Here is a 23,862-nt window from a genome sequence, read left to right as displayed (position 1 = left end):
TCGGGCGCAACGCCCACACCAGCGTGCTGCCGCGGCTGCGCGTGCCGGTCTCGGCCTACGTGGTCGACTGCGGCGTCTACGTCGACGGCGAGCGGCTGCCCGGCCGCTGGACGCACGACGCGGCCATCGACGAGGTCCGCGAGCGCGGCGAGGGCTTCGTGTGGATCGGCCTGCACGAGCCCACCGAGGACCAGATCACCGGCATCGCCGAGACCTACGGGCTGCACGAGCTCGCGGTCGAGGACGCGGTGCACGCGCACAACCGGCCCAAGCTCGAGCGCTACGACGACACGCTGTTCATGGTGCTCAAGACCGTGAGCTACGTCGGGCACGCCGAGCCGACCACCAGCAACGAGATCGTCGAGACGGGCGAGGTGCAGGCCTTCGTCGGCCGGGACTTCGTCGTGACGGTCCGGCACGGCAAGCACACCGGCCTGGCCGCCGTACGGCGCAAGCTGGAGGAGGACTCCGAGCAGCTCGCGCTGGGTCCTGCCGCGGTGCTGCACGCGATCGCCGACCACGTCGTCGACACCTACCTCGAGGTCACCGAGGCGATCGAGGACGACATCGACGAGCTCGAGGCCGAGGTCTTCGCCCCCCGCACCACGATGGACCCCGAGCAGATCTACGTGATGAAGCGCGAGATCCTCGAGCTACGCCGCGCGGTCACGCCGCTGCTCAAGCCGCTCCACAAGATCACCGAGGGGTACAGCTCGCTGATCCCGCACGAGGTGCGCAGCTACTTCCGGGACATCGAGGACCACCTGTCCGGGGTCGCCGAGCGCGTCGCCGGCTTCAACGAGCTCCTGACCACGCTGGTCGACGCGGTGCTGGCCAAGGTGTCGATGCGGCAGAACTCGGACATGCGCAAGATCACCGCCTACGCCGCGCTGATCACCGTGCCCACGATGGTCGCGGGCATCTACGGGATGAACTTCGACTACATGCCCGAGCTGCACTGGCAGTTCGGCTACCCGCTGGTGATCCTCGTGATCGCGCTGGCCTGCGGCCTGCTCTACCGCAACTTCCGCAGGAACGGCTGGCTCTGACCGGGTACCGGTGCCCGGCCGCCCGTCCGACGACGGGTGGCCGGGCCCGGCGTGTCAGGCGTGGACCGCGCGCTGACCGACCGCGCCGCGGAGGCCGACGCAGCCGATGCACCCGACGCAGTCCACGCAGTCGACGCACCCGATGCAGCCCACGCACCGCGTGCAGTTCACACAGGCCAGGGTGAGCACGCACCTCCGGAGGCCGACGCCGAGGACCGTGAGCACGCTGGCCACGATCCCGACGCTCCCGGCGGTGGCGGCGCTCCCGGCCACCGCGACGCTGCCGGCGGCGGCCGCGCTCCCGGCCACGGCCACACTGCCGGCCGTCGCCACGCTCCCGGCCACCGCGGCGCTGCCGGCCGTGGCCGCGCTCCGCACCACGCCGGCACTGCCGACCGTCCCCACGCTCCCGGCCACCGCGACGCTGCCGGCCGTGTCCACGCTGCCCGCGACGGCGACGCTGTCGGCGGTCCCGACGCTGCCGGCCGAGGCGACGCCGCCGTCGGTGGAGGGCGCGCCCACCGGGTCCTGCTCGCCCTGAGCGCGGGCCTCCTTCTCGGTCATGACCGGCAGCGTGCCGGAGCCCGTCCCCGTCGTCCAGACACGACGGGGTCGGCGCTCGGGCGCCCCGGGAACCGGTGCGCGACGAGGGGTCGCTCCGGCGGCCGTCTCCACTCACGACCTCGGTGGAGCAGGCTCGGCTCGCGGATCCGCCGGGGCTGGCTAGCCTTCGACCCGTGCCGAAGCGCCGTCCCGTCACCCCCCTCCGCCTGCTGCGCACGCCCCCGTGGGCGGAGCAGGAACCGTCCTGGCGCGGCGCGAGCCCCGCGCTGATCCGGGCCGCGACCGAACGGGCCGCCGCGCGCCCGTCGGGCGGGTGGGTGGTGCTCGCCGCGAGCCGGGAGGTGGGACCGGGCAGGGCGTTCGGGCGGACCGTGGCCGGCCGGGAGCTGGTGGCCTGGCGGGACGGGTCCGGTGCGCTGCACGTCGGTCCGGGGGCCTGCCCGCACCTCGGCGCCGCCCTGTGCGACGCCCCGGTCCACGACGGACAGCTGATCTGCCGCTGGCACGGGCTCGCGCTCGGGGCCGGCGGACGGCCGGGCTGGTCGCCGCTCCCCGCGCACGACGACGGCGTGCTGGCCTGGGTCCGGCTCGACGAGCTGCTGTCGCCCGGCGAGAGCCCCACGGAGGCGCCCGTGCTGGGCCCGCGGCCGCCGGCGGAGGGCTCGTTCGCCGCGGTCGCGACGGTGATCGGGCGGTGCGAGCCGCAGGACGTGGTCGCCAACCGGCTCGACCCGTGGCACGGCGCCTGGTTCCACCCGTACTCGTTCGCCACGCTGCGGGTGCTCGACGCGCCCTCCCCCGGCGTCTCCGAGGCCGAGGACCGCTTCCTGGTGGAGGTCAGCTTCCGGGTCGCCGGGCGGATCGGGGTGCCGGTGCACGCGGCTTTCAGCTGCCCGGAGCCGCGCACGGTCACGATGGAGATCGTCGACGGCGAGGGCACCGGCAGCGTGGTCGAGACGCACGCCACCCCGCTCGGGCCCGGGCCCGACGGCGCGCCCCGGACCGCGGTGATCGAGGCTGTCGTCGCCTACTCCGACCGCACCGGGTTCGCGCACGTCGCGAAGGTGGGCGGGGCACTGCGCCCGCTGGTACGCGCCACCGCCGCCCGGCTGTGGAAGGACGACATCGCCTACGCGGAGCGCCGCTACACGGTGCGCACCCGGTAGGCCTACCGCTCCCGCTCGCGCCGCACGGCCTCGCGCTCGGACCGGCGGAGCCACGGCGACCCCGCCGGCTCGGTCGCCGCGGAGCCGCGGCGGGAGCCACGGACGAGGTTGCGGACCCGAGCCTTCGCCGGAGCGGTTCCGCCGTCCGACGGTCTCTCCCCCTCGACCGGCGCCTCAGCCTCCGTCGCGGCCGTGCCCTCCGCCGCAGCCGGGTTCTCTGACGCGGCCGTGCCCTCCGCCGTGGTCTCGCCCTCCGCCGGCTCCTCCGTCGACTCCGCAGCCGAGTCCTCAGCCGAGTCCGCAGCCGAGTCCGCAGCCGAGTCCTCCGCCGGCTCCTCGCCGTCCGGCCGCGCGTCCCTCACCTCACCCCGCCGGCGCGCGTCCACCTCCTCGCCCGCCGACCGCGCGTCCACCACCGGCAGCCCCTCGCGCGGGGTCTCGGCGTCGGGGTCGGCGTGGGTGAACAGCTCGACCTCGCGCGGGTCGTCGAGGTAGTCCGTGCCGTCGAGCTCGTGGTTGTCGGCGAACTCGTCCATGTCCGCGTAGGAGGTCGGCGCGGGATCGGCCTCGAGATCGTCGGGGTCCCCGTCGGAGCCGCGGCCCCCGCGCGACTCGTACCCGGTGTCGTCCTCCTCCTCGTCGAGGTCGAAGACCTCGTCGTCCGGCTCGTCCCGCCGCGACACCGGGCCCCACTCGGGCCGGTCCGCCGGGCTCGGCCGCGGCCCCGGGACCGGCGCGGAGGCGACGGGCGGGGTGTCCGTCCCCCCGTCGGCCGCGGAGTCGTGGGCGGACTCCGAGGCGGGATCACCGGCGTCCAGGTCGTCGAGCGGCTCGTCGCCCTCGTCCTCCGGCTTGCGCCCGAGGAAGGTGTAGAGGACGTGCTCCTGCCACCCGCCGACCGTCTGCACCCGGACGTCCGTGAACCCGCTGACCTCCATCCGCTCCTTGAAGGTCCGCGCCGAGTCGAAGCGCAGCACCGAGTGCCACAGGAAGGACGCCATGCCCGGCACCCGCCCGCGCATCCGGATCCGCGGCAGGTAGTCCAGCCAGCACGCGGCGGTCCAGCGGAGCCGCGCGGCGCGGTCGCCGCGCACCGAGTACTCGTGCACCGCGAGCGGCGCACCCGGCTCGAGCAGCTCGAGCAGGTAGTCGAGGGTGTCGTCGAGGTTGCGCTGGTGGCGCATCTGGAACACCACGAGGATCGCGTCGAACCGGGGCTCGATGCCCTCCGCGCGCAGGACCTCGTCGAGGGTGCCGAGCGTGCCGTGCAGGAACCAGTAGTCCGGCGGCCAGGGCTCGCGGCGCGCCATCCCGACGAGCTCGGCGGACTCCTCGAGGGCCACCACCTTCCACCCCGGCGCCTCGTCGACGACCCCCTGCACCGGCGCCCCGCTGCCGCAGCCCAGGACCAGCAGCGTCCGCTTGCGCCCGGTCAGGCCCATCCGGTGGATCGTGGTCCGCAGCTGCGCGCGGTAGGCGTCGCTGGTGCGGACGATCCGGTCGAAGGCCCGGGCGGGCTGGTCCAGGGCGGTGTCGGCCGCCGGCAGCACGGTCTCCGGCACGCTGGTGTCCGTTCCGCTCACGCCCCGATCCTGGCCCATCCCGGGGGCGCGCCCAAGGGGACGCGCGCCGGGCCCGGACCGAATAGGCTGGTCGGGCGATGGTGCGAACCCTGGCCGTGGCCGACGAGGAGATCCCCGGACTGCGCTGCGGCGCCGCCCGGCGGACCGGGGTGGACCTGGTCCTGGCCGCGGGCGACCTGCCCTTCGACTACCTCGCGGCGATCGCCGACGCGCTGGACCGGCCGGCCGTGATGGTCCCGGGCAACCACGACCGGGACCTGGGCGGTTTCCGGCAGCGCCGCGGGCTGTGGACCAGCGCCGGGCACCCCTGCGAGTGGCCGGGCCCGGCCGGCTTCGAGAACGCCGACGGCCGCGTCGTCGACGCGGGCGGGCTGCGGATCGCGGGCCTCGGCGGCTGCCTGCGCTACCGGCCCGGGCCCAACCAGTGGACCGAGGCCGAGCAGACGCGGCGGGCGAAGCGGCTGGTCCGGCTGGCGAAGCGGGCCCGGCGCAAGGACGGCCGGGGCGTCGACGTCCTGCTCACGCACGCCCCGCCGCGGCACTGCGGCGACCGTGAGGACGGCCCGCACCGCGGCTTCGTCTGCCTGCACGGCGTGGTCGCGCAGCTGCAGCCGCGCTTCCTGGTGCACGGCCACATCCACCCCTACGGTGAGCCCGTCCCGGACCGCATGCTCGGCACCACCCGGGTCGTCAACGTCGTCGGCCGGAAAGTGCTGGAGCTCTGAGTGGAGACCGGATTCCCGCAGGCCGACGCGGAGCACGACTTCCTGCGCCTGCGCCGCAGGCAGGTCCTCTCCCGGCTGGCCGCGTGGCTCCGCCGGGTGCCCGACGACGTCTCCGAGATCCTCCCGTTCGACGAGGTCGTGGCCGCTTTGGGGCGCACCGGCGAGCGGCGCCTGCCGGGCATCCACATCGTGGACCTCGACTCGATCGTCGGCAGCGTCGACCGCACCGCGGACTTCGACCGCTGGTTCCGCCCGCGCAGCCGGCACTCCCGGGAGCGCTGGGAGCGCCTGGCCCGCGCCCAGCGCCGCGGCGAGACCATCCCGCCGGTCGACCTGTACCGGGTCGGGGAGCTGCACTTCGTGCGCGACGGGCACCACCGCGTCTCGGTCGCGCACGCACTCGGGCTGCGGACGATCGACGCGGTCGTCACCGAGGTCACCACCAGGATCGACCCGCAGGGCATCGTGCACCGCGGCGACCTGATCACGAAGGACCTGCGGCGGGTCTTCCTCGACCGCGTCCCGCTCGGCCGCGCCCAGCTCGCGACGATCGAGGTCCGCGACGCCTGGAACTACGCCGAGCTGTCCGAGACCGTCGAGGCCTGGGGCTTCCGGCTCATGCAGAGCGAGGGCCGCTACCTCGACCGGGAGACCGTGGCCCGGCGCTGGTGGGCCGAGGAGTACCGGCCGGTCGTGCGCATGCTCGCGCAGGCCGACCTGATCGGCGGGCGCACGGAGACGGACGCCTACCTGCACCTGGCCTGCCAGCGCTACCGCCTGCTGCGCACCCACCGCTGGGACGACGAGGTGGTCGAGCGGTTGCGCGCGGACCCCGGCTGACCCGCGCCCGCGCGGGCCGACAGCGCGAGCGCGGTCGTCCTCGGGCGCGGGCGACGGCGCGAACCCGGTTGTCCTCGGGCGGGTCGCGGGCAGGATGGGGCTCGTGGGTTCCTACGAGCGGGAGATCGCCGTCGCCGCCGCGCCGGACCGGGTGTGGGCCGCCGTCGAGGACGTCGAGTCCTGGCCGGAGTGGACCCCGTCGATGACCTCGGTCCGCCGTGAGCACGAGGGCGCGCTGCGCGTCGGGGAACGGGTCCGGGTCCGCCAGCCCCGCCTGCCCGCGGCGGTCTGGACCGTGACCCGGGTCGAGCCCGGGCGGTCGTTCTCCTGGGTGTCGCACGCCCCGGGCCTGCACTCCGCGGCCGACCACGAGGTCCGCTCCGACCCGGACGGCTGCACCCTCGTCCTCCGGTTCGGCCAGACCGGCCCGCTCGGCCGGCTGGCGTGGCCGTTGATGGCGCGGACCGTGCGCCGGTACGTCGACCTCGAGGCCGAGGGGCTGAAACGGCGGGCGGAGTCCGCGTGAGACGGCCCCCGGACACGAGCCGGGTCACGAGCCCGGTCGGTCCGCGGGATCAGCCGCCGCCGAAGGCCGAGTCGAAGGCCGCGCCGGGCGGGTCGAACAGGTTGCGCCGCACGAACTGCAGCGCGTCCGGCGCGCCGACCAGCCGATCCATGCCGGCGTCCTCCCACTCGACCGACACCGGTCCGTCGTAGCCGATGGTGTTGAGCATCCGGAAGCAGGCCTCCCAGGGCACGTCGCCGTGCCCGGTGGACACGAAGTCCCAGCCGCGGCGCGGGTCCGCCCACGACAGGTGCGAGCCCATCCGGCCGTTGCGCCCGTTGCCGACCTGGCGCTTCGCGTCCTTGCAGTCGACGTGGTAGATCCGGTCCTTGAAGTCCCACAGGAACCCGACCGGGTCGAGGTCCTGCCACACGAAGTGGCTCGGGTCCCAGTTCAGCCCGAACGCCTCGCGGTGCCCGACGGCCTCCAGCGCCGCGACCGTCGTCCAGTAGTCGTAGGCGATCTCGGACGGGTGCACCTCGTGGGCGAACCGCACGCCCACCTCGTCGAACACGTCGAGGATCGGGTTCCAGCGGTCGGCGAAGTCCCGGTAGCCCGCGTCCACCATGGACTGCGGGACGGGCGGGAACATCGCCACGGTCTTCCAGATGGACGAGCCGGTGAACCCGACGACGGTGCGCACCCCGAGCTTCGCCGCGGCGCGGGCGGTCACCTTCATCGCCTCGGCCGCCCGCTGCCGGACGCCCTCGGGCTCGCCGTCGCCCCACACCCGCGCGGGCACGATCCCCTTGTGCCGCTCGTCGATCGGGTCGTCGCAGACCGCCTGGCCGGTGAGGTGGTTGGAGATCGCGAAGACCTGCAGGCCGTGCTTCTCCAGGATGTCGCGCCGCTCCTGGACGTACCCGTCGTCCTCGACGGCGGCCCACGGGTCGAAGTGGTCGCCCCAGCAGGCGATCTCCAGCCCGTCGTAGCCCCACTCCCCCGCGAGCCGGGCCACCTCGGTGAAGGGCAGGTCGGCCCACTGCCCGGTGAACAGCGTGACCGGTCTCATGACGCGTCCCCCTCGATCGTCTCCCAGCAGCTGCCGCCGGCCGCGGACCGTTCGACCGCGGCGAGCACCAGCTGCACCTGCAGCCCGTCGGCGAACGACGGCACCGGGTCCCGCCCGGAGCCGATGTCGCGCACCAGGTCCGCCACCTCGTGCACGAAGGTGTGCTCGTAGCCGAGCCCGTGCCCCGGCGGCCACCAGGCGCCCGCGTACGGGTGGGTCGGCTCGGTGACGTGGATGCGCCGGAAGCCGGCGGTGTCCGGGTCCTCGGTGCCGTCGTGGAACCAGAGCTCGTTCATGTTCTCGAAGTCGAAGGCCAGCGACCCGCTGCCGCCGTTGATCTCCAGCCGCAGCGCGTTCTTGCGCCCGGTCGCGAAGCGGGTGGCCTCGAACGAGGCGAGGGCGCCGCCGGCGAAGCGGCCGAGGAACAGCGCCGCGTCGTCGACGGTCACGGCTCCGCGCTCGGTGCCGCCCGCGCCGGACAGCCCGCCGGACGCCGCGGCGAGCGGCCGCTCCTTGACGAAGGTCTCGGTGAGCGCCGAGACGCCGGTGAGCCGGTCGCCGACGACGTACTGCGCGAGGTCGACGATGTGCGCGCCGATGTCGCCCAGCGCGCCCGATCCCGCCTTGTCCCGCTGCAGCCGCCAGACCAGCGGGAACTCCGGGTCGACGATCCAGTCCTGCAGGTAGGCCGCGCGCACGTGCCGGACGGGGCCGATCCGGCCCTGCTCGACCAGCCGCCGGGCCAGCGCGATCGCCGGCACCCGGCGGTAGTTGAACCCGACCATGGACCGCACCCCGCGGGCCTTCGCGCGCTCCGCGGCCGCGACCATCGCCCGCGCCTCGTCGACGGTGTTGGCCAGCGGCTTCTCGCAGAGCACGTGCTTGCCCGCGTCGAGGGCCGCGACGGCGATCTCGGCGTGCGTGTCGCCCGGGCTGCAGACGTCGACGAGCGCGACGTCGTCCCGGGTCAGCAGCTGCTTCCAGTCCGTCTCGACCTCGCGCCACCCGAGCTTGGTGGCCGCCGCCCGGGCCGCGTCCGGGTCCCGGCCGCACAGCACCGCCATCTGCGGGGCGAGCGGCAGGTCGAAGGCGTGCGCCGCCGTCCGCCACGCCTGCGAGTGGGCCGCGCCCATGAAGGCGTAGCCGATCATGCCGACGCCGAGCGGCGGCGTCACGACTCGAAGCCCAGCGGCAGGTAGGCGGCGACGTTCTCCTTGGTGATGGTCGCCGAGGCCAGCGTGATCGACGTCGGGACCTCCTTCTCCACCAGGTCGCCCATGCCGCGGTTCTGCGCGACGAGCCTGGCCAGCGCGATGGCCGACGACGCCATGGTCGGGCTGTAGGTCACCGTCGCCTTGAGCACCGTGTTGTCGGCCTGGATGTCCCGCATGGCGTTGGCCGAGCCGGCCCCGCCGACCATGAAGAACTCGTTGCGCCCCGCCTGGTTGATCGCGGCGAGCACGCCGATGCCCTGGTCGTCGTCGTGGTTCCAGAGGGCGTCGAGCTTGGGGGCGGCCTGCAGCAGGTTCGCCGTGACCCGCTGCCCGCCCTGCGCGGTGAAGTCCGCGGCCTGGCGCGGGCCGACCGAGTAGCCGTAGGAGGCCAGCGCGTCGGCGAAGCCCTTGCTGCGCTCCTGCGTCAGCGGCAGGTTGTCGATGCCGGCGATCTCGCCGATGACCGGGTTGGTGATGTTCGCGGCGCGCAGCCGGTCGCCGATGTAGGTGCCCGCGCTGACGCCCATGCCGTAGTTGTCGCCGCCGATCCAGGTCCGGTACGCCAGCGGCGAGTCGAAGATCCGGTCGAGGTTGATCACCGGGATGTCGGCGTCCATGGCGCGGCGGCCCAGGCTGGTCAGCTGGCTGCCGTCGTTGGGCAGGATGACCAGGGCGTCGACCTTCTGGTTGATGAGGGTCTCGACGGCGGCGATCTGCTGGGCGACGTCGTTGGTCGGGTTCACCGGCGCGAAGGTGACGTCGGGGTACTGCGCGGCCTGTGCCTTGGCGTTGTTCGCGATCGCGGCGATCCAGCCGTGGTCGGCCGCGGGCGCGGAGAAGCCGATGGTGACGGGGGCACCGGGGGTGGCGTTGTCGCCGGCGGCCGCGGCGACGTTGGCGCCGGAGCCGCCGGCCGGGGCCTCGTTGCTGGTGCAGGCGGCCACCGCGGCGGCCGCGCCGACGCCGAGCGCGGCGAGGAAGCCGCGGCGGCCGAGGCCTCCGGGCAGCAGGGATTCGGACATGGCTCTCGCACTCCTTCGTGGACAGCGACCGGACGACGACGGGGTCAGGTGGTGGACGAGCGCCGGGCGCGGGCCTGGATCAGCACCGCGATCACGATGATCGCGCCCTTGGCGATGTTCTGGACCTCGATGGCGAGGTTGTTCAGCACGAACAGGTTGGTGATCACGGTGAACACGAGGACGCCGAGGATCGAGCCGACGAGCGTGCCGCGGCCGCCGGTGAGCAGTGTGCCGCCGATGATCACCGCGGCGATGGCGTCGAGCTCGTAGAGGGTGCCGTGCGTGCTCGAGCCGGTCGTGGTGAGCGAGGCGATCATGATCGCCGCGATGCCGCAGCACAGGCCCGACACGACGTAGAGCAGGACGGTGTGTCGCCGTACGTCCACCCCCGCCAGCCGCGCGGCCTCGGGGTTGCCGCCGATCGCGAAGGTGCGGCGGCCGAAGGTGGTGCGGTTCAGCACGACCCAGCCCACCGCGATCACCACGGCGAAGAGGTAGACGAGCAGCGGGACGCCGAGGATCCGGGTGCTCGCGATGGCCGCGATCACCGGGTCGGTCACGATCTGGCTGCGCCGGCCGGAGATCAGCTCGGCCAGGCCCTGCGCCGAGATCAGCATGGCCAGCGTGGCGATGAACGGGACGATGCGCCCGTAGGCGATCAGCAGGCCGTTGACCAGCCCGGCGCCGACGCCGACCGCCAGCGCGCAGAAGATCATCACGAGCGCACCGAAGGACTGCGTCGCCACCGTCGTCGCCCACACCGACGCCAGCGCCATCACCTTGCCGACGGACAGGTCGATCCCGCCCCCGATGATCACGAAGGTGACGCCGACGGTGAGCACGCCGATGATCGAGGCCGAGGTCAGCACGGTCAGCAGGTTCGACACCGTGGGGAAGGTCTGCGGCGCCGTCACGATCCCGACCACCGCGAGCAGCACCAGCACCGCGACGAGGCCCATGTTGCGCCCGGCCCCGCCCTCGAACAGCAGCCGCACCACGCGCGAGGGTTCGGGCCTCCCGGGCAGGGGCGCAGGGGTCGACGGCGCCTGCGCCCCGGACGTCGCCCCCGACGCTGCCCCGGACGCCGCCTCGGACGTCCGGCTCTGCTCGCTCATCACTGCACCTCCGTGGGACGTCCGTAGGCGACCACGTCCGCTCCCTCCATGACCAGGTCGAGCACCCGGTGCTCGTCGAGCTCCGCGGCCGGGCCGGTGTGCACGATCCGGCCCTCCCGCACCACCAGCACCCGGTCGGCCAGGCCGAGCACCTCGGGCACCTCGCTGGAGACCAGCACCACCGCCACGCCCTCGCCCGCGAGCCGGCGCACGAGCCCGTAGATCTCGCTGCGGGCGCCGACGTCGACGCCGCGGGTGGGCTCGTCGAGCAGCAGCACGTCGCAGCCGTGCAGCAGCCAGCGGGCCAGCACGACCTTCTGCTGGTTGCCGCCGGAGAGCGTGCGCGCGGGGCGGCGCGGGTCGGCGGGCCGGACGTCGAGCTGCGCGGTGACCACGCCGGCGTCGGCCAGCTCGGCCTCGCCGCCGAGGAACCCGCCGCGGGCGAAGCGGCGCAGCGCCGGCAGGGACACGTTGCGCATCACCGGCTCGTCGAGCAGCAGCCCCTGGCTCTTGCGCTCCTCCGGCGCGAGCCCGAGCCCGGCCCGGACGGCGGCGGGCACCGAGCCGCGCTTCAGCACGCGGCCGCGCACCCGGACCTCGCCCGTGTCGGCGCGCCGGGCCCCGTAGATCGTCTCGAGGATCTCCGAGCGGCCCGAGCCCACCAGGCCGGCGAGCCCGACCACCTCGCCCGCCCGCACCGCGAACGACACGTCCGCGAACTCGCCCGCACGCCCCAGCCCCTCGACCTCGAGCACGACCTCGCCGGCCCCGCCGGCCGAGGGCGGGAACACGTACTCGATCGAGCGGCCGGTCATCAGCCGGATCACGTCGGCGGTCGGGGTGGTCCGGGCGGGGAGGTTCCGGGCGACGGTCCGGCCGTCCTTCAGCACGGTGACCCGGTCGCCGATCTCGCGGATCTCCTCGAGCCGGTGGGAGATGTAGACGACGGCCACGCCGTCCGCGGTCAGCTCGCGGATGACCCGGAAGAGGTTGCGCACCTCCTCGGGGTCGAGCACCGCCGAGGGCTCGTCCATGACGATCAACCGGGCGTCCCGGGCCAGCGCGCGGGCCATGCTGACGATCTGCTGGCCGGCGGCGGAGAGGTCGCCGAGCTCGCGGCGGGGCGGGATCTCCGGGTGGCCGAGGCGGGTGAGCAGCCGCCGGGCGGTCCGCTCGGCGTCGCGCGGGCGGGTGAAGCCGAGCCGGGCGGGTTCGTGGCCCAGGACGACGTTCTCCGCGACCGACAGCCCGGGGACGAGGTCGAGCTCCTGGTGGATGGTGGCGATGCCCGCGGCGTCGGCGGCGTGCGGCGAGCCGAAGGTGACCGGGGCGCCGTCCCACGTGATCGCGCCCGCGTCCGGCCGGTGGGCGCCGGCCAGCACCTTGATCAGCGTCGACTTGCCGGCGCCGTTCTGCCCGAGCAGGCAGTGGACCTCGCCGGGGGCGACGTCGAGGTCGACGCCGTCGAGCGCGCGCACACCGGGGAAGGTCTTCACGATCCCGCGCATCGTCAGCAGTGACGCCACGGGGGGAAAGTAGAAGCGTTGACCAGCGCCGTGCAACGACCGAATAATGCCCTTTCCGGCTATTTTTCGGATGATATCGGGGCGTGACAATGGCGTTGCCGCACTCGACGACACCCCGGGCCACGCTGCCCGGTTCCGCCCTGCTGCCGGCGCTGCGGCTGAGCGCCCCGCCGCAGTCCGGGCGCCTCGACCCGGCGCTGCTGCTCAGCACGGTCGCCCGGCTCGTCGCGTCGGGCACCGCGCTCAGCAAGGCCGACCTGGTCGCCGCGACCGGTCTGGCCAGGACCACGGTGAGCACCGCCGTCGACGAGCTGCTCGCCGGCGGGCTGCTCCGGGTCGACGGGCTGCGGCCGACGGCCGGCCGGGGCCGTCCCGCGGACCGGCTCGCCCTCGCCGCCGGGGGCGGGCGCGTCCTGGTCGCCGACGTCGGCGCGCGGGGCGCGCACCTCGCCGTGACCGACCTCGGCCAGCGGGTGCTGGCGCACACCCACATCGACCTCGACGTCACGGACGGGCCGGAGACCGTGCTCCGGATGGTGGAGACCGAGCTCACCCGGCTCCGCGGCGGCTCGACGGTGCCCGCCCGGGCGGTCGTGATCGGCCTGCCCGGGCCGGTCGACAACCACCTGGGGATCCCGGTGCGGCCGCCGATCATGCCCGGCTGGCACGCCTACCCCGTCACGGCCCGGCTCCAGCAGACGTTCGGCTGCCCGGCCGTGCTGGAGAACGACGTGAACCTGCGTGCGCTCGGCGAGGCCCGGGCGCTGCCACCGGACCAGATCCCGCTGCTGTTCGTGAAGGTGGGCACCGGGATCGGCGGGGGGCTCGTGACCGGCGGGGGCTCGCTGCACCACGGCGCGGACGGCGCGGCCGGCGACATCGGGCACGTGCGCGTGCGCGGGGCGCCCGACGACGCGTGCGTGTGCGGCAACGTCGGCTGCATCGAGGCCGTCGCCTCGGCCGGGGCCATCGCGCGCCGCCTCGGCCACCGCGACGAGGCGCCCTCGATCGCCGAGGTCCGGGCGATGCTCGGCCGCGGCGACGCCCGCGCCGTCGCCGCCGTCCGCGAGGCGGCGGGGCTGATCGGCGAGCTCGTCGCGACCCTCGTCCACCTCTACAACCCGGCCCGCGTGACGATCGGCGGCTCACTCACCGCGGCCAGCGACGAGCTGCTCGCCGGCGTCCGCAGCGTCGTCTACCAACGCGCGCTCCCCCTGGCCACCCGCAACCTCGTGCTCACCAACAGCGTGCTCGGGGAGTACGCGGGGGTCGCGGGCGCGACGGTCCTGGGGATCGAGCGGGTGCTCTCCGCGGAGTCCGTCGGCCTCCTCCTGGGCGCCTGAGCCCCCGCGAGTCGCGAGCTCCCGCACCGCGGGTCGGCAGCTCACGCACCGCGAGTCGGCGGTTTCATGCGTCCGAGTCGCACATCCCGGGAGCTCCCGGGATGTGCGACTCGGTGCACCGGAAGTGCCGACTCGCGGGTCAGACGGTGGCGGGGGCGGCCTCGCTGGTGGTGAGGTTGCGGCCCGTGCGGGGGTCGAAGACCTGCAGCTTGGAGGTGTCCACCCACACGTCGACCGACTGGCCCTCGCTGGCGTGGGAGGCGGCGGAGAGGCGGGTCACCAGCGAGCCCGCGTCGCCGCCCGGGACGTCCGCGGTGCCCGCGTCGGCGGCCAGCTCGGCGAGCTCGTCCGAGGTCGCCTGCTCCTCCACCGTGAAGTAGGCGAACTTGTCCGAGCCCATCGACTCCAGCACGTCGACCTGGGCGGTGAACGTCGAGCCCTGGTGGCGGACGCCCTCGTCGATCAGGGCGGCGTCCTCGAAGTGCTCCGGCCGGATGCCGACGATCACGTCCCGCTCCGCCCCCGACGCGGACAGCGTCCGGCGCAGCTCGTCGGTGAGCGCGAGGTCGCCGAGGGCGGTGCGGAGCGTGTCGTTCTCCAGCCGCGCGGGCAGGAAGTTCATGGCCGGCGAGCCGATGAACCCGGCGACGAACAGGTTGGCGGGGTGGTCGTAGAGGTGCTGCGGCGAGCCGATCTGCTGGACCACGCCACTGCGCATGACGACGATCCGGTCCCCCAGCGTCATGGCCTCGGTCTGGTCGTGCGTGACGTAGACCGTGGTCGTCTCCAGCCGTTGCTGCAGCTTCGACACCATCGTGCGCATCTGCACGCGCAGCTTGGCGTCGAGGTTCGACAGCGGCTCGTCCATGAGGAAGGCCTTGGGGCTGCGGACGATCGCGCGGCCCATCGCGACGCGCTGGCGCTGGCCGCCGGACATGTTGGCGGGCCTGCGGTCCAGGTGCTGGGTGAGGTCGAGGATCGTGGCGGCGTCCGTGACCTTGCGGTCGATCTCGGCCTTGTCGACCTTGGCCAGCTTGAGCGGGAAGGCCATGTTCTCCCGCACCGTCATGTGCGGGTAGAGCGCGTAGGACTGGAACACCATCGCGATGTCGCGGTCCTTCGGCGCGCGCTCGTTCATGCGCTGGCCGCCGATGCGCAGCTCGCCCTCGGAGATGTCCTCCAGCCCGGCGATCATGTTGAGGGTCGTGGACTTCCCGCAGCCGGAGGGGCCGACGAGGATGATGAACTCGCCGTCGGCGATCTCGATGTTGACGTCGTCGGCGCCGAGGGTGCCGTCGGGGTACCGCTTGTAGACGTGGTCCAGGACGATGTCGGCCATCGGGTTATCCCTTCACTGCGCCGGAGGTCAGCCCGGCGACGATCCGGCGCTGGAAGAACAGCACGAAGACGATGATCGGAATGGTGAGCAGCACGGCCGCGGCCGCGATCGACCCGGTCGGCTCGGCGAACTGCGAGGCGCCGGTGAAGTTCGCGATCGCCACCGTCGCCGTCTGCGAGCGGCTGGTCGACGTCAGCGAGATCGCGAACAGGAAGTCGTTCCAGCAGAAGATGAACACCAGGATCGCCGTGGTGAACACGCCCGGCGCGGCCAGCGGGACGATGACCGAGCGGAAGGCCTGCAGCGGTGTGGCGCCGTCCATCTTCGCCGCCTTCTCCAGCTCCCACGGGATCTCCCGGAAGAAGGCGGAGAGCGTGTAGATCGCCAGCGGCAGCGCGAAGGTGATGTACGGCAGGATCAGGCCGAGCCAGGTGTCGAAGATGCCGATCCCGCGGAAGATGTCGAACAGCGGGCTGACCAGCGAGATCTGCGGGAACATCGCGATCAGCAACGAGACGCCGACGAGGACCTTCTTGCCCGGGAAGTCCAGCCGGGCGATGGCGTAGGCCGCCATCGTGCCGATGACGACGGCGAGCACCGTCGAGATCAGCGCGATGCCGATCGAGTTGACCAGGGCGGACGTGAAGAGCCCGATCTGGAAGATCTGCGCGTAGTTGTCCAGCGTCCAGCTGCGCGGGAAGAAGTTCCCGTCCGTGATCGTGTCGGTGGTCTTGAAGCTCAGCGACAGGATCCACAGGACCGGCACCAGCGCGTAGAGCAGCACGACCAGGTCGGCGACCGCCCACCAGGTCTTCTTCTGCCCCTCGGACATGCCCGCGCCCTTGGACGAGCCCTTCGTCGGAGCGGCCGGCCGGGACTCCACTGCTGGGCTGGTCGTGCTGGCCATCAGCGCTTCCCCTCGTCGGACCCGGGCGCCGCCGCGCCGAATATCTTGATGAACAGGAACGCGATCAACGCGACGGCGATGAAGATCAGGACGCTGATCGCCGAGCCTATGCCCAGGTTGAAGGCCTTGAACAGGTTGTCGTAGCCGAGCATGGACACCGAGCCGGTGCCGTTGGACCCCTGCGTGAGGATGTAGATGTTGTCGAACACGCGGAAGGCGTCGAGCGTGCGGAACAGCAGCGCGACCAGGATGGCCGGCTTCATCATCGGCAGGATGATCCGGGTGAGCCGCTGCCACGGCCCGGCGCCGTCGACCTGGGCGGCCTTGAGCAGGTCGTCCGGCACGAGGGCGAGGCCGGCCATGAGCAGCAGCGCCATGAACGGCGTGGTCTTCCAGACCTCCGCGAGGATGATCAGCGCGATCGCCGAGACCTGGCCGGTCAGCGGCGCCGCACCCTCCGGCAGCATCGCCGCGAGGTAGCCCTTGTCCGGCGTCCAGGCGAACTGCCAGCTGAACGCCGCGACCACCGTGACGATGCCGTAGGGGATGAGCACGACCGTCCTGGTCAGGCCGCGCCCGACGATCGTGCGGTGCATGACCAGCGCCAGGGCCAGGCCGAGCACGAACTCGATCGCCACCGAGACGATCGTGATGATCATCGTGACCAGGAAGGCGCGCCACCAGTACTCCGACGTCAGCACGGCGGCGTAGTTGGCGAAGCCGGCGAACGCGCGGTCCGCCGGGAACCGCAGGTCGTAGCGCTGGAAGGACAGCCAGAGCGCGTAGACGATCGGGTACGCCGTGACCGCGACCATGATGATCGCGGCGGGCGCGCAGAGCAGGAGCCCGAGGCGACGCTCGGCCTTCTTGCCCTCCGACAGCTCCGGCTTGCCCTTGCGGTGGGAGACCGGCGCGGACCTGGTCTCCGACGACACGGTCGGTGCAGCCATCACGGCACCAGCCCTTCCGAGTTCTGCGCGCGGACGATCTGGTCGGCGAGCTCGGCCGGCACGGCGGCGGGGTCGATGTCCGCGGGCGGGTTGAGCAGATCCGAGATCACGATCGAGATGCTCTGGTAGGCGGCCGTCTTGGGCCGCACGCTCGCGTTGTCCAGCGACTCCTTGATGGCCTGCCAGGCCGGGTACTCCTGCTGGAACGCGGGGTCCGAGTACAGCGCCTCCAGCGTGGGCGGGACACCGCCGTCGACGGCGTTGCGCAGCTGGTTCTCCCTGTTGCGCAGGCACTGCACGGCCTCGAACGCCAGGTCCTTGTGCAGCGAGGTGCTGCTCACGCCGAGGTTCAGGCCACCGATCGTGACCTTGGCGGGCTCGCCCGGGTTCACCGACGGGTACGGCGCCCACTTGAACACGTCCACGACCTGGCGGCCGGTGTCCGTGGCGGCGGGCCTGCCCTGCTCGTCGATGAAGGTGCCGCCACCGCCGCCGTCCGGCGGCGGGGTGTTGATCGAGGCGTAGACGAACGGGTAGTTGATCTGGAAGGCGGCGGTGCCGGCCTCCATCGCCAGCCGGCCGTCGTTCTCCTTGGCCACCGACAGCGACGGGTCCGCCGCGGGCGACGACGCCACCCGCTTCATGATCGTCGCGGCCTCCTCCGCGTCCCCCGACCCGGGCTGCTCGGCGATGAGGACCTTGCCGCTCTCGTCGACGATCTGGCTGCCGGCGCTGTTGACGAGCGTGTTGAACCAGACCGTGAGGCCCTCGTACTGCGCGCCCTGGACCTCGATGTAGGAGGGCAGACCCTTCTGGTGCAGCGCCTCGGACATCTGGATCATCTCGTCCCACGTCTTCGGCGGGGTGGGCACGAGGTCCGACCGGTACCAGAGGATCTGGGTATTGGTGTTGAGCGGGGCGGCCCAGAGGTCGCCCTGGTAGGTGCCGGTCTCGAGCGGGCCGGCGAGCGTGCCCTGCTCGACCTGGCTCCGCACCGCGGGCGGGAACTTCTCCAGCCACCCGGCCTTCGCGAACTCGGCGGTCCAGGTGACGTCGATGCCGACGATGTCGACGGCGGTGTCACCCGCCACGAGCCGGCGGGCGAGCTGCAGCCGTTGGTCGTCCGCGCCCTTGGGCAGGGTCTGCTGGGCGATCGTGTACCGGCCGTTCGCGGCCGTGGTGCAGTCCTCGGCCGCCTGGGCGTACTGGGTGGCGCCGTCCGCCGGTGTGTAGAAGTTGAGGGTCGGCGGCCCGGCCGCCTCGGCCCCGCACCCGGCCAGCACCGCCGCGGCGAGCACGGCACTGCCGGCGGCGGCCCAGCGACGCCCGCGGCGGCGCCTCCCGCCCGGCCCGTCGGCCCTCCCGCCCCGCGCTCCCGGCGGCTGCCCCATCCCGGCCTCCCGTTCCGGCGACGCGCAGGCGCCGGTACGGACTCGGCGGCGTCGCACACGTGTGACCCCGGTCACGATGAGCGACCGGTAGAGGCAACCTATGTCGGGTTCGGGCACCCCGCAATCCGAGATCGCGGCAGTGACCAAGCCGAGACCTGATCACACCGAGATGGACGCGAACGGACGAGTCCGGCTTGCGCTCAGGCGCCGGCGGCGGTACCCATCGCCAGTTTCGCCAGCAGCTCGCGGGCCTTCTCCGCGTTGCGCGGCTGGCACAGCACGTCGTACCGGCCGGCGACCATCTGGCTGGCCGAGGTGAAGTCGCGGCGGCCGCGGGTGCCCCAGTACTGGGCCGCCGCGAAGGCCAGGCCGAACACGATGCCGCCGAGCAGGGCGACCACGATCCGGACGACGCCGCCGCCCCCGGTGCTGAACAGGCTGAGCAGCAGGCCCACGAACAGACCGAACCAGGCGCCGGAGGCCGCGCCCGAGAGGAGCACGCGCCCCCAGGTCAGCCGCCCGACGATCCGCTCGACGAGCATCAGGTCGACGCCGACGATCGTCACGTCCCGCACGGGGAAGTCGCTGTCGGCGAGATGGTCGACCGCCCGCTGCGCCTCCTCGTAGGTGGCGTACGAGCCGACCGGCCAACCGGTGGGCGGGGTGGGCAGGTTGGGCAGGCCCGGTGCGGGCTGTCCGCTGCCGCCGAACGGGGTGGTCACGGGCTCTCTCCTCGGTACGGCCGACTGGACACCTCGGACATCTCGGTGCCCATGATGTCAACGACCGGGGCCGCGCCGAAGTGCCCTCGCCCTGGTCACGATAGAGGCACGCGGCCGGAACCGCTGCGGTGCGGGCCATGGTCGTCCGGCCGCCCCGGCGGCTCCCCCGCCGCCCCGCACGGCCGCCTGCCCTCGTCCGGTTCGCCCGGCTCCCTCGGCCACCCGGTCGAGTTGCGCCGTTCGGAGGTATTGGTGCACGACCGGCGATACGTACCGTGGAATTCGGGGAGCGAGTGCGAGTACGGCCGGGGGAAATCCGACGGGGAATTCCGGGACGGCCCGAGTGTGCCCGAGAAATCGGTGCTCGGGGCGGCGATCCGCCGTACCCGCCGACGGGGGTGTGGGTCATGATCGTGTTGTCGTCGGTCGGGGAGATCCTCGTGGCGGCGCCGGACGCCACGGGTGAGGGGCCCTCCGGCCTGCTGGTCCTGCTGTGGCTGGCCGGCCTCGCCGCAGCGGGATACGTCGTCTCCGTGATCCTCCATCCGTACAAGCCGTGCCCGAGGTGCAAGGGCAATCCGCGGAAATTCGGTGCCGTGTACACCAAGTCCTTCCGATTGTGTCCCCACTGCGAAGGACGCGGCCGGGTCCGTCGTTTCGGAGCGGGCCGCGAATAGGGCCGGACCGTCCTTTCGGGTCGGGCGGTGGTCCGTCCACCCCGGCCGGTGGCTACGGTCGCGCCGTGGAGTTCGAGGGGGAGGCCCGGGAGGCGGACGGGCCGGACCGGGCGTGGGTCGACGAGGCGGTGCGCCGGGTCGAGGCGGATGCGAACCGCTCCGCGGACACCCACCTGCACGTGCTGCCGATGCCCGCGGCCTGGGGCGTCGACGTCTACCTGAAGGACGAGTCCGTGCACCCGACCGGCAGCCTCAAGCACCGGCTGGCCCGCTCGCTGTTCCTGTACGCGCTGGTCAGCGGCCGGATCGGACCGCACACCACGGTCGTCGAGGCCAGCTCGGGCTCCACCGCGGTGTCCGAGGCCTACTTCGCCCGGCTGATCGGGGTGCCGTTCGTGGCCGTCATGCCGCGCTCGACGAGCCCGGAGAAGATCGCGCTGATCGAGCGGCAGGGCGGGCGTTGCCACTTCGTGGAGCACGGGGTGCAGGTCTCAGCGGAGGCGGAGCTCGCGGAGCCGACCATCTCCGCGGAGGCGGAGCTCGCGGAGCCGACCATCTCCGCGGAGGCGGAGCTCGCGGAGCCGACCATCTATACCGAGGCCGAGCGACTCGCGGCGGAGTGCGGCGGGCACTACCTCGACCAGTTCACCCACGCCGAACGAGCAACGGACTGGCGGGGCAACAACAACATCGCCGAGTCGATCGTCGCCCAGCTGGCACAGGAGCGGTACCCGGTCCCGGACTGGGTCGTGGTGGGCGCCGGCACCGGCGGGACGTCGGCGACGATCGGCCGCTACCTGCGCTACCGCCGGCTGCCGACCCGGCTCGCCGTGGTCGACCCCGAGAACTCGGCGTTCCTGCCCGGCTGGGCCAGCGGCGCGGCGGAGTACGCCACCGGCCGGCCCGGCCGGATCGAGGGCATCGGCCGGCCGCGGATGGAACCCAGCTTCGTCCCCGGGGTGATCGACCTGATGCTCCCGGTGCCCGACGCCGCCAGCATCGCCGCCGTGCGCCACCTGCACGAGCGCACCGGGCACTTCGCGGGCGGGAGCACGGGCACGAACCTGTGGGGCGTCTACACCCTGGTCGCGCGGATGCTGGCCGAGGGCAGGCGCGGCAGCCTGGTGACCCTCATCTGCGACGGCGGCGAGCGCTACCGCCACAGCTACTACGACGACGACTGGGTCGCCGCCCAGGGCCTCGACCTCGCCCCGTACACGGAGCGGATCGAGCGGTTCCTGGAGACGGGCGTGCTGTAGGAGCCCCGAGAACGCGGAGGCCCCGCCGGGTCGCGGCGGGGCCTCACGGCGGGGACTCACGCGCTCAGCGGGAGCGGTACTCCTTGAGCAGGCCCCGGGAGATGATCGTCTTCTGGATCTCGCTGGTGCCCTCGCCGATCAGCAGGAAGGGCGCCTCGCGCATCAGCCGCTCGATCTCGTACTCCTTCGAGTAGCCGTAGCCGCCGTGGATCCGGAAGGCCTCCTGGGTGACCTCGGCGCAGTACTCGCTGGCGAGCAGCTTCGCCATGCCGGCCTCGACGTCGTTGCGCTCGCCGCGGTCCTTGAGCCGGGCCGCGTTGACCATCATCAGGTGCGCGGCCTCGACCTTCGTGCCCATCTCGGCGAGCTTGAACGCGATGGCCTGGTGCTCGGCGATCGGCTTGCCGAAGGTGCTGCGCTGCTGGGCGTACTCCACGGCCAGCTCGAAGGCGCGGATCGAGATGCCGCAGGCACGGGCGGCGACGTTGACCCGGCCGACCTCGACGCCGTCCATCATGTGCGAGAAGCCCTTGCCGGGCTCACCGCCGAGGATCTGCGCCGCCGGGATCCGGAAGCCGGAGAACACGGCCTCGGTGGTGTCGACGCCCTTGTAGCCCATCTTGTCGATCTTACCGGGAATGGTGAGGCCCGGCGCGACCTCGCCGAAGCCGGACGGCTTCTCCACCAGGAAGGTCGTCAGGTTCTGGTAGGGCTTCGGCTGCCCGAGGTCGGTCTTGACCAGCAGCGCGATCAGGTTCGACGAGCCACCGTTCGTCAGCCACATCTTGGCGCCGTCGATGACGTAGTCGTCGCCGTCCTGCTTGGCACGGGTCTTGATCGCCGCAACGTCCGAGCCGAGGTCCGGCTCGGACATCGAGAAGGCGCCCCGGGTCTCCCCCAGCGCCATCTTCGGCAGGTACTTCTGCTTCTGCTCCTCGGTGCCGTGGTGCATCAGCATGTACGCCACGATGAAGTGCGTGTTGATCACGCCGGAGACGCTCATCCACCCGCGGGCGATCTGCTCGACGACCAGGGCGTAGGTCAGCAGGGACTCGCCCAGGCCGCCGTACTCCTCCGGGATGGTGAGGCCGAACAGCCCCATCTCCTTCATCCCGTCGACGATGTCCTGCGGGTAGGCGTCCTCGTGCTCGAGGGCGGTGGCGTGCGGGATGATCTCCTTGTCCACGAACGTGCGGACGGTGGAGACGATCTCCTCCTGCACGTCCGTGAGACCGGCGGTCTGGGCCAGGCGGGCCATGGTTCCTCCTCGCTGAAGTCGTGCGCTACCGGGCCCTCACGCCTCCGGCGGGGTCCACTTGTCCGTGCGCTGCATACCCGCGGCACGGCCCTTGCCCGAGATCACCAGGGCCATCTTGCGGGAGGCCTCGTCGATCATCTCGTCGCCGAGCATCGCGGCACCCCGCTTGCCGCCGGCCTCGGAGGTGAACCACTCGTACGCGTCGAGGATGTTCTCGGCGTGGTCGTAGTCCTCCTGCGACGGGCTGAAGGTCTCGTTGGCCGCCTCGATCTGGCCGGGGTGCAGCACCCACTTGCCGTCGAAGCCCAGGGCCGCGGATCGGCCGGCGACCCGGCGGAAGCCGTCGACGTCCTTGATCTGCAGGTACGGGCCGTCGATGGCCTGCTTGTCGTGCGCGCGGGCCGCCATCAGGATCGACATGAGGATGTGGTGGTAGGCGTCGCCCACGTCGTAGCCGGGCGGCTGCTCGCCCACGACCAGGGACTTCATGTTGATCGACGCCATGAAGTCCGCCGGGCCGAAGATGATCGTCTCGACGCGCGGGCTCGCGGTGGCGATCTCGTTGACGTTGGTCAGGCCCAGGGCGTTCTCGATCTGCGCCTCGATGCCGATCTTCCCGACCTCGTAGCCCAGGGACCTCTCGATCTGCGTCATCAGCAGGTCGAGGGCGACGACCTGCTGCGGCGTCTGCACCTTCGGCAGCATGATCGCGTCGAGGTTGGCACCCGCGCCCTCGACGACCTCGACGACGTCCCGGTAGGTCCACTCGGTGGTCCAGTCGTTGACCCGGACCACGCGGGCCTTCTCGCCCCAGCCGCCCTCGTTCAGCGCGGCGACGATGGTCTTGCGGGCGCCCGGCTTGGCCAGCGGGGCGCAGGCGTCCTCGAGGTCCAGGAAGACCTGGTCGGAGTCCAGCGTCCGCGCCTTGTCGATGAACTTCTGGCTCGAGCCCGGCACCGCCAGGCAGGACCGGCGGGGGCGGAGCGGGCGGGTGCTCTCGGACGTCACTGTCGTACTCCTCGTCGCTGATCGGGGCCGCTAGGGATGCTGGCACGTCCGGGCCCCCAGCGCGCCGTCAGGTGATTGGTTTCTCACCCACACAAGGTGGCCGGGGGTTACCAGCCGGTACCACCCCTCCGACCGGACGGTCGAGGTGGGGGGTGCGGGTCGGCGCTGTCGTGCCGGTGTCCCGCATCCCCGCGGTGGGCGTGCCCACACCCGCCGGGGCCGTGTCACACCCGACGGGGTCCGGGCGGGCGGCTGGGTGTGGGCGTAGGCCGCACACCCGTGACGGACGGGCCACACCAGCCGCCGCGCGGGCGGGCCGTGTCCCCGCACACGCGCCGTTGTCGTCCCACCCCCGCGGTCGTCGTGCCACACCCGCTATGGCGCGGCCACACACCTCCAAGGACGGCGGCACACCCCGTCGACGGCGTGTACGACGCCGGAACGGGTGTGCGACACCCCCGGGCCGCCGCGACTCCCCCGACTCGCCACCCCGCCAGTCCGCCGGCCGCGAGCGGGCCCGGGAGGGGCGCGGAGTGCGGAGCGGACGGCGGCAGGACGAGCTGAACGAGCCGGCGCCGTGCAGAGGCGTCCGGCCCCGCAGGCCGGACCTCTCGGGCCCGCACACCC

22 protein-coding genes are annotated in these 23,862 nt (G+C 72.9%); 8 read left to right on the top strand and 14 right to left on the bottom strand.

Going from position 1 to position 23,862, the window contains the following annotated elements:
* The first annotated feature begins 23 nt into the window (after positions 1 to 23).
* On the top strand, positions 24 to 1,049 hold the full coding sequence (gene corA / locus ACFQH9_RS21490; RefSeq protein ID WP_379568256.1) for a magnesium/cobalt transporter CorA: 1,026 nt from the start codon (positions 24 to 26) through the stop codon (positions 1,047 to 1,049).
* A gap of 54 nt (positions 1,050 to 1,103) precedes the next feature.
* Here the strand turns inward: corA and ACFQH9_RS21485 are convergent, their stop codons facing one another.
* Positions 1,104 to 1,613 carry a hypothetical protein gene (locus ACFQH9_RS21485; RefSeq protein ID WP_379568228.1) on the bottom strand — a complete coding sequence of 170 codons (510 nt, stop codon included), beginning with the start codon at positions 1,611 to 1,613 and terminating at the stop codon, positions 1,104 to 1,106.
* A gap of 173 nt (positions 1,614 to 1,786) precedes the next feature.
* Here ACFQH9_RS21485 and ACFQH9_RS21480 point away from each other — a divergent pair, with 173 nt between their 5' ends.
* Positions 1,787 to 2,779: a DUF5914 domain-containing protein gene (locus ACFQH9_RS21480; RefSeq protein ID WP_379568226.1), complete on the top strand. Its 993-nt coding sequence runs from the start codon at positions 1,787 to 1,789 to the stop codon at positions 2,777 to 2,779.
* Positions 2,780 to 2,781: 2 nt separating this feature from the next.
* Here ACFQH9_RS21480 and ACFQH9_RS21475 read toward each other — a convergent pair whose 3' ends face one another.
* Entirely contained in the window at positions 2,782 to 4,362 is a 1,581-nt protein-coding gene (locus tag ACFQH9_RS21475; RefSeq protein WP_379568224.1) for a class I SAM-dependent methyltransferase, read from the bottom strand.
* Between the two features lie 77 nt (positions 4,363 to 4,439).
* On the opposite strand from ACFQH9_RS21475, the gene ACFQH9_RS21470 reads away from it, so the two are divergent.
* From ACFQH9_RS21470 to ACFQH9_RS21460, 3 genes are all read left to right on the top strand, one after another.
* Positions 4,440 to 5,087: a metallophosphoesterase family protein gene (locus ACFQH9_RS21470; RefSeq protein ID WP_379568222.1), complete on the top strand. Its 648-nt coding sequence runs from the start codon at positions 4,440 to 4,442 to the stop codon at positions 5,085 to 5,087.
* Positions 5,088 to 5,927 carry a ParB N-terminal domain-containing protein gene (locus ACFQH9_RS21465; RefSeq protein ID WP_379568220.1) on the top strand — a complete coding sequence of 280 codons (840 nt, stop codon included), beginning with the start codon at positions 5,088 to 5,090 and terminating at the stop codon, positions 5,925 to 5,927.
* Positions 5,928 to 6,030: 103 nt separating this feature from the next.
* Complete coding sequence (locus ACFQH9_RS21460) at positions 6,031 to 6,453, top strand: SRPBCC family protein (protein WP_379568218.1); 423 nt, start codon at positions 6,031 to 6,033, stop codon at positions 6,451 to 6,453.
* Positions 6,454 to 6,502: 49 nt separating this feature from the next.
* On the opposite strand, the gene ACFQH9_RS21455 is transcribed toward ACFQH9_RS21460, so the two are convergent.
* From ACFQH9_RS21455 to ACFQH9_RS21435, 5 genes are all read right to left on the bottom strand, one after another.
* Complete coding sequence (locus ACFQH9_RS21455) at positions 6,503 to 7,504, bottom strand: sugar phosphate isomerase/epimerase family protein (protein WP_379568216.1); 1,002 nt, start codon at positions 7,502 to 7,504, stop codon at positions 6,503 to 6,505.
* Positions 7,501 to 8,655 carry a Gfo/Idh/MocA family protein gene (locus tag ACFQH9_RS21450; protein WP_379568253.1) on the bottom strand — a complete coding sequence of 385 codons (1,155 nt, stop codon included), beginning with the start codon at positions 8,653 to 8,655 and terminating at the stop codon, positions 7,501 to 7,503. The genes ACFQH9_RS21455 and ACFQH9_RS21450 overlap by 4 nt, the downstream gene beginning before the upstream one ends.
* 20 nt (positions 8,656 to 8,675) lie before the next feature.
* On the bottom strand, positions 8,676 to 9,740 hold the full coding sequence (locus ACFQH9_RS21445) for a substrate-binding domain-containing protein (protein ID WP_379568214.1): 1,065 nt from the start codon (positions 9,738 to 9,740) through the stop codon (positions 8,676 to 8,678).
* Between the two features lie 44 nt (positions 9,741 to 9,784).
* Complete coding sequence (locus tag ACFQH9_RS21440; protein WP_379568251.1) at positions 9,785 to 10,699, bottom strand: ABC transporter permease; 915 nt, start codon at positions 10,697 to 10,699, stop codon at positions 9,785 to 9,787.
* Between the two features lie 155 nt (positions 10,700 to 10,854).
* On the bottom strand, positions 10,855 to 12,363 hold the full coding sequence (locus ACFQH9_RS21435; protein WP_379568249.1) for a sugar ABC transporter ATP-binding protein: 1,509 nt from the start codon (positions 12,361 to 12,363) through the stop codon (positions 10,855 to 10,857).
* 107 nt (positions 12,364 to 12,470) lie between these two features.
* Between ACFQH9_RS21435 and ACFQH9_RS21430 the strand changes: the two genes are divergently transcribed.
* Complete coding sequence (locus ACFQH9_RS21430) at positions 12,471 to 13,724, top strand: ROK family transcriptional regulator (RefSeq protein WP_379568247.1); 1,254 nt, start codon at positions 12,471 to 12,473, stop codon at positions 13,722 to 13,724.
* Positions 13,725 to 13,863: 139 nt separating this feature from the next.
* On the opposite strand, the gene ACFQH9_RS21425 is transcribed toward ACFQH9_RS21430, so the two are convergent.
* The 5 genes from ACFQH9_RS21425 to ACFQH9_RS21405 all read right to left on the bottom strand — a co-directional run bounded on the left by ACFQH9_RS21425 (position 13,864) and on the right by ACFQH9_RS21405 (position 19,033).
* Positions 13,864 to 15,063 carry an ABC transporter ATP-binding protein gene (locus tag ACFQH9_RS21425; RefSeq protein WP_379568212.1) on the bottom strand — a complete coding sequence of 400 codons (1,200 nt, stop codon included), beginning with the start codon at positions 15,061 to 15,063 and terminating at the stop codon, positions 13,864 to 13,866.
* A 4-nt stretch (positions 15,064 to 15,067) separates the two neighbouring features.
* Positions 15,068 to 15,895 carry a carbohydrate ABC transporter permease gene (locus ACFQH9_RS21420; protein ID WP_345381016.1) on the bottom strand — a complete coding sequence of 276 codons (828 nt, stop codon included), beginning with the start codon at positions 15,893 to 15,895 and terminating at the stop codon, positions 15,068 to 15,070.
* Positions 15,896 to 15,969: 74 nt separating this feature from the next.
* On the bottom strand, positions 15,970 to 16,920 hold the full coding sequence (locus ACFQH9_RS21415; protein WP_379568210.1) for a carbohydrate ABC transporter permease: 951 nt from the start codon (positions 16,918 to 16,920) through the stop codon (positions 15,970 to 15,972).
* Positions 16,920 to 18,311, bottom strand: coding sequence for an ABC transporter substrate-binding protein (locus ACFQH9_RS21410; protein ID WP_379568208.1), 1,392 nt, complete (start codon positions 18,309 to 18,311; stop codon positions 16,920 to 16,922). The genes ACFQH9_RS21415 and ACFQH9_RS21410 overlap by 1 nt, the downstream gene beginning before the upstream one ends.
* A 200-nt stretch (positions 18,312 to 18,511) precedes the next feature.
* Positions 18,512 to 19,033 carry a YflT domain-containing protein gene (locus ACFQH9_RS21405; protein WP_037042874.1) on the bottom strand — a complete coding sequence of 174 codons (522 nt, stop codon included), beginning with the start codon at positions 19,031 to 19,033 and terminating at the stop codon, positions 18,512 to 18,514.
* A gap of 407 nt (positions 19,034 to 19,440) precedes the next feature.
* Between ACFQH9_RS21405 and ACFQH9_RS21400 the strand changes: the two genes are divergently transcribed.
* Positions 19,441 to 19,710, top strand: a complete 270-nt coding sequence (locus ACFQH9_RS21400) for a hypothetical protein (protein ID WP_379568205.1) — start codon at positions 19,441 to 19,443, stop codon at positions 19,708 to 19,710.
* A 65-nt stretch (positions 19,711 to 19,775) separates the two neighbouring features.
* On the top strand, positions 19,776 to 20,969 hold the full coding sequence (locus ACFQH9_RS21395; RefSeq protein WP_379568203.1) for a PLP-dependent cysteine synthase family protein: 1,194 nt from the start codon (positions 19,776 to 19,778) through the stop codon (positions 20,967 to 20,969).
* A 64-nt stretch (positions 20,970 to 21,033) separates the two neighbouring features.
* Here ACFQH9_RS21395 and ACFQH9_RS21390 read toward each other — a convergent pair whose 3' ends face one another.
* Both ACFQH9_RS21390 and ACFQH9_RS21385 read right to left on the bottom strand, forming a co-directional pair.
* Positions 21,034 to 22,227, bottom strand: coding sequence for an acyl-CoA dehydrogenase family protein (locus ACFQH9_RS21390; protein WP_379568201.1), 1,194 nt, complete (start codon positions 22,225 to 22,227; stop codon positions 21,034 to 21,036).
* A gap of 36 nt (positions 22,228 to 22,263) precedes the next feature.
* Positions 22,264 to 23,235: an HpcH/HpaI aldolase/citrate lyase family protein gene (locus ACFQH9_RS21385; protein WP_379568199.1), complete on the bottom strand. Its 972-nt coding sequence runs from the start codon at positions 23,233 to 23,235 to the stop codon at positions 22,264 to 22,266.
* Positions 23,236 to 23,862 lie beyond the last annotated feature (627 nt).

Source organism: Pseudonocardia lutea (assembly GCF_042658055.1).
GTDB classification, from domain to species: domain Bacteria; phylum Actinomycetota; class Actinomycetes; order Mycobacteriales; family Pseudonocardiaceae; genus Pseudonocardia; species Pseudonocardia lutea.
Note: the sequence above shows the minus strand (reverse complement) of the source record. Positions and strands in the feature narration are given on the sequence as shown.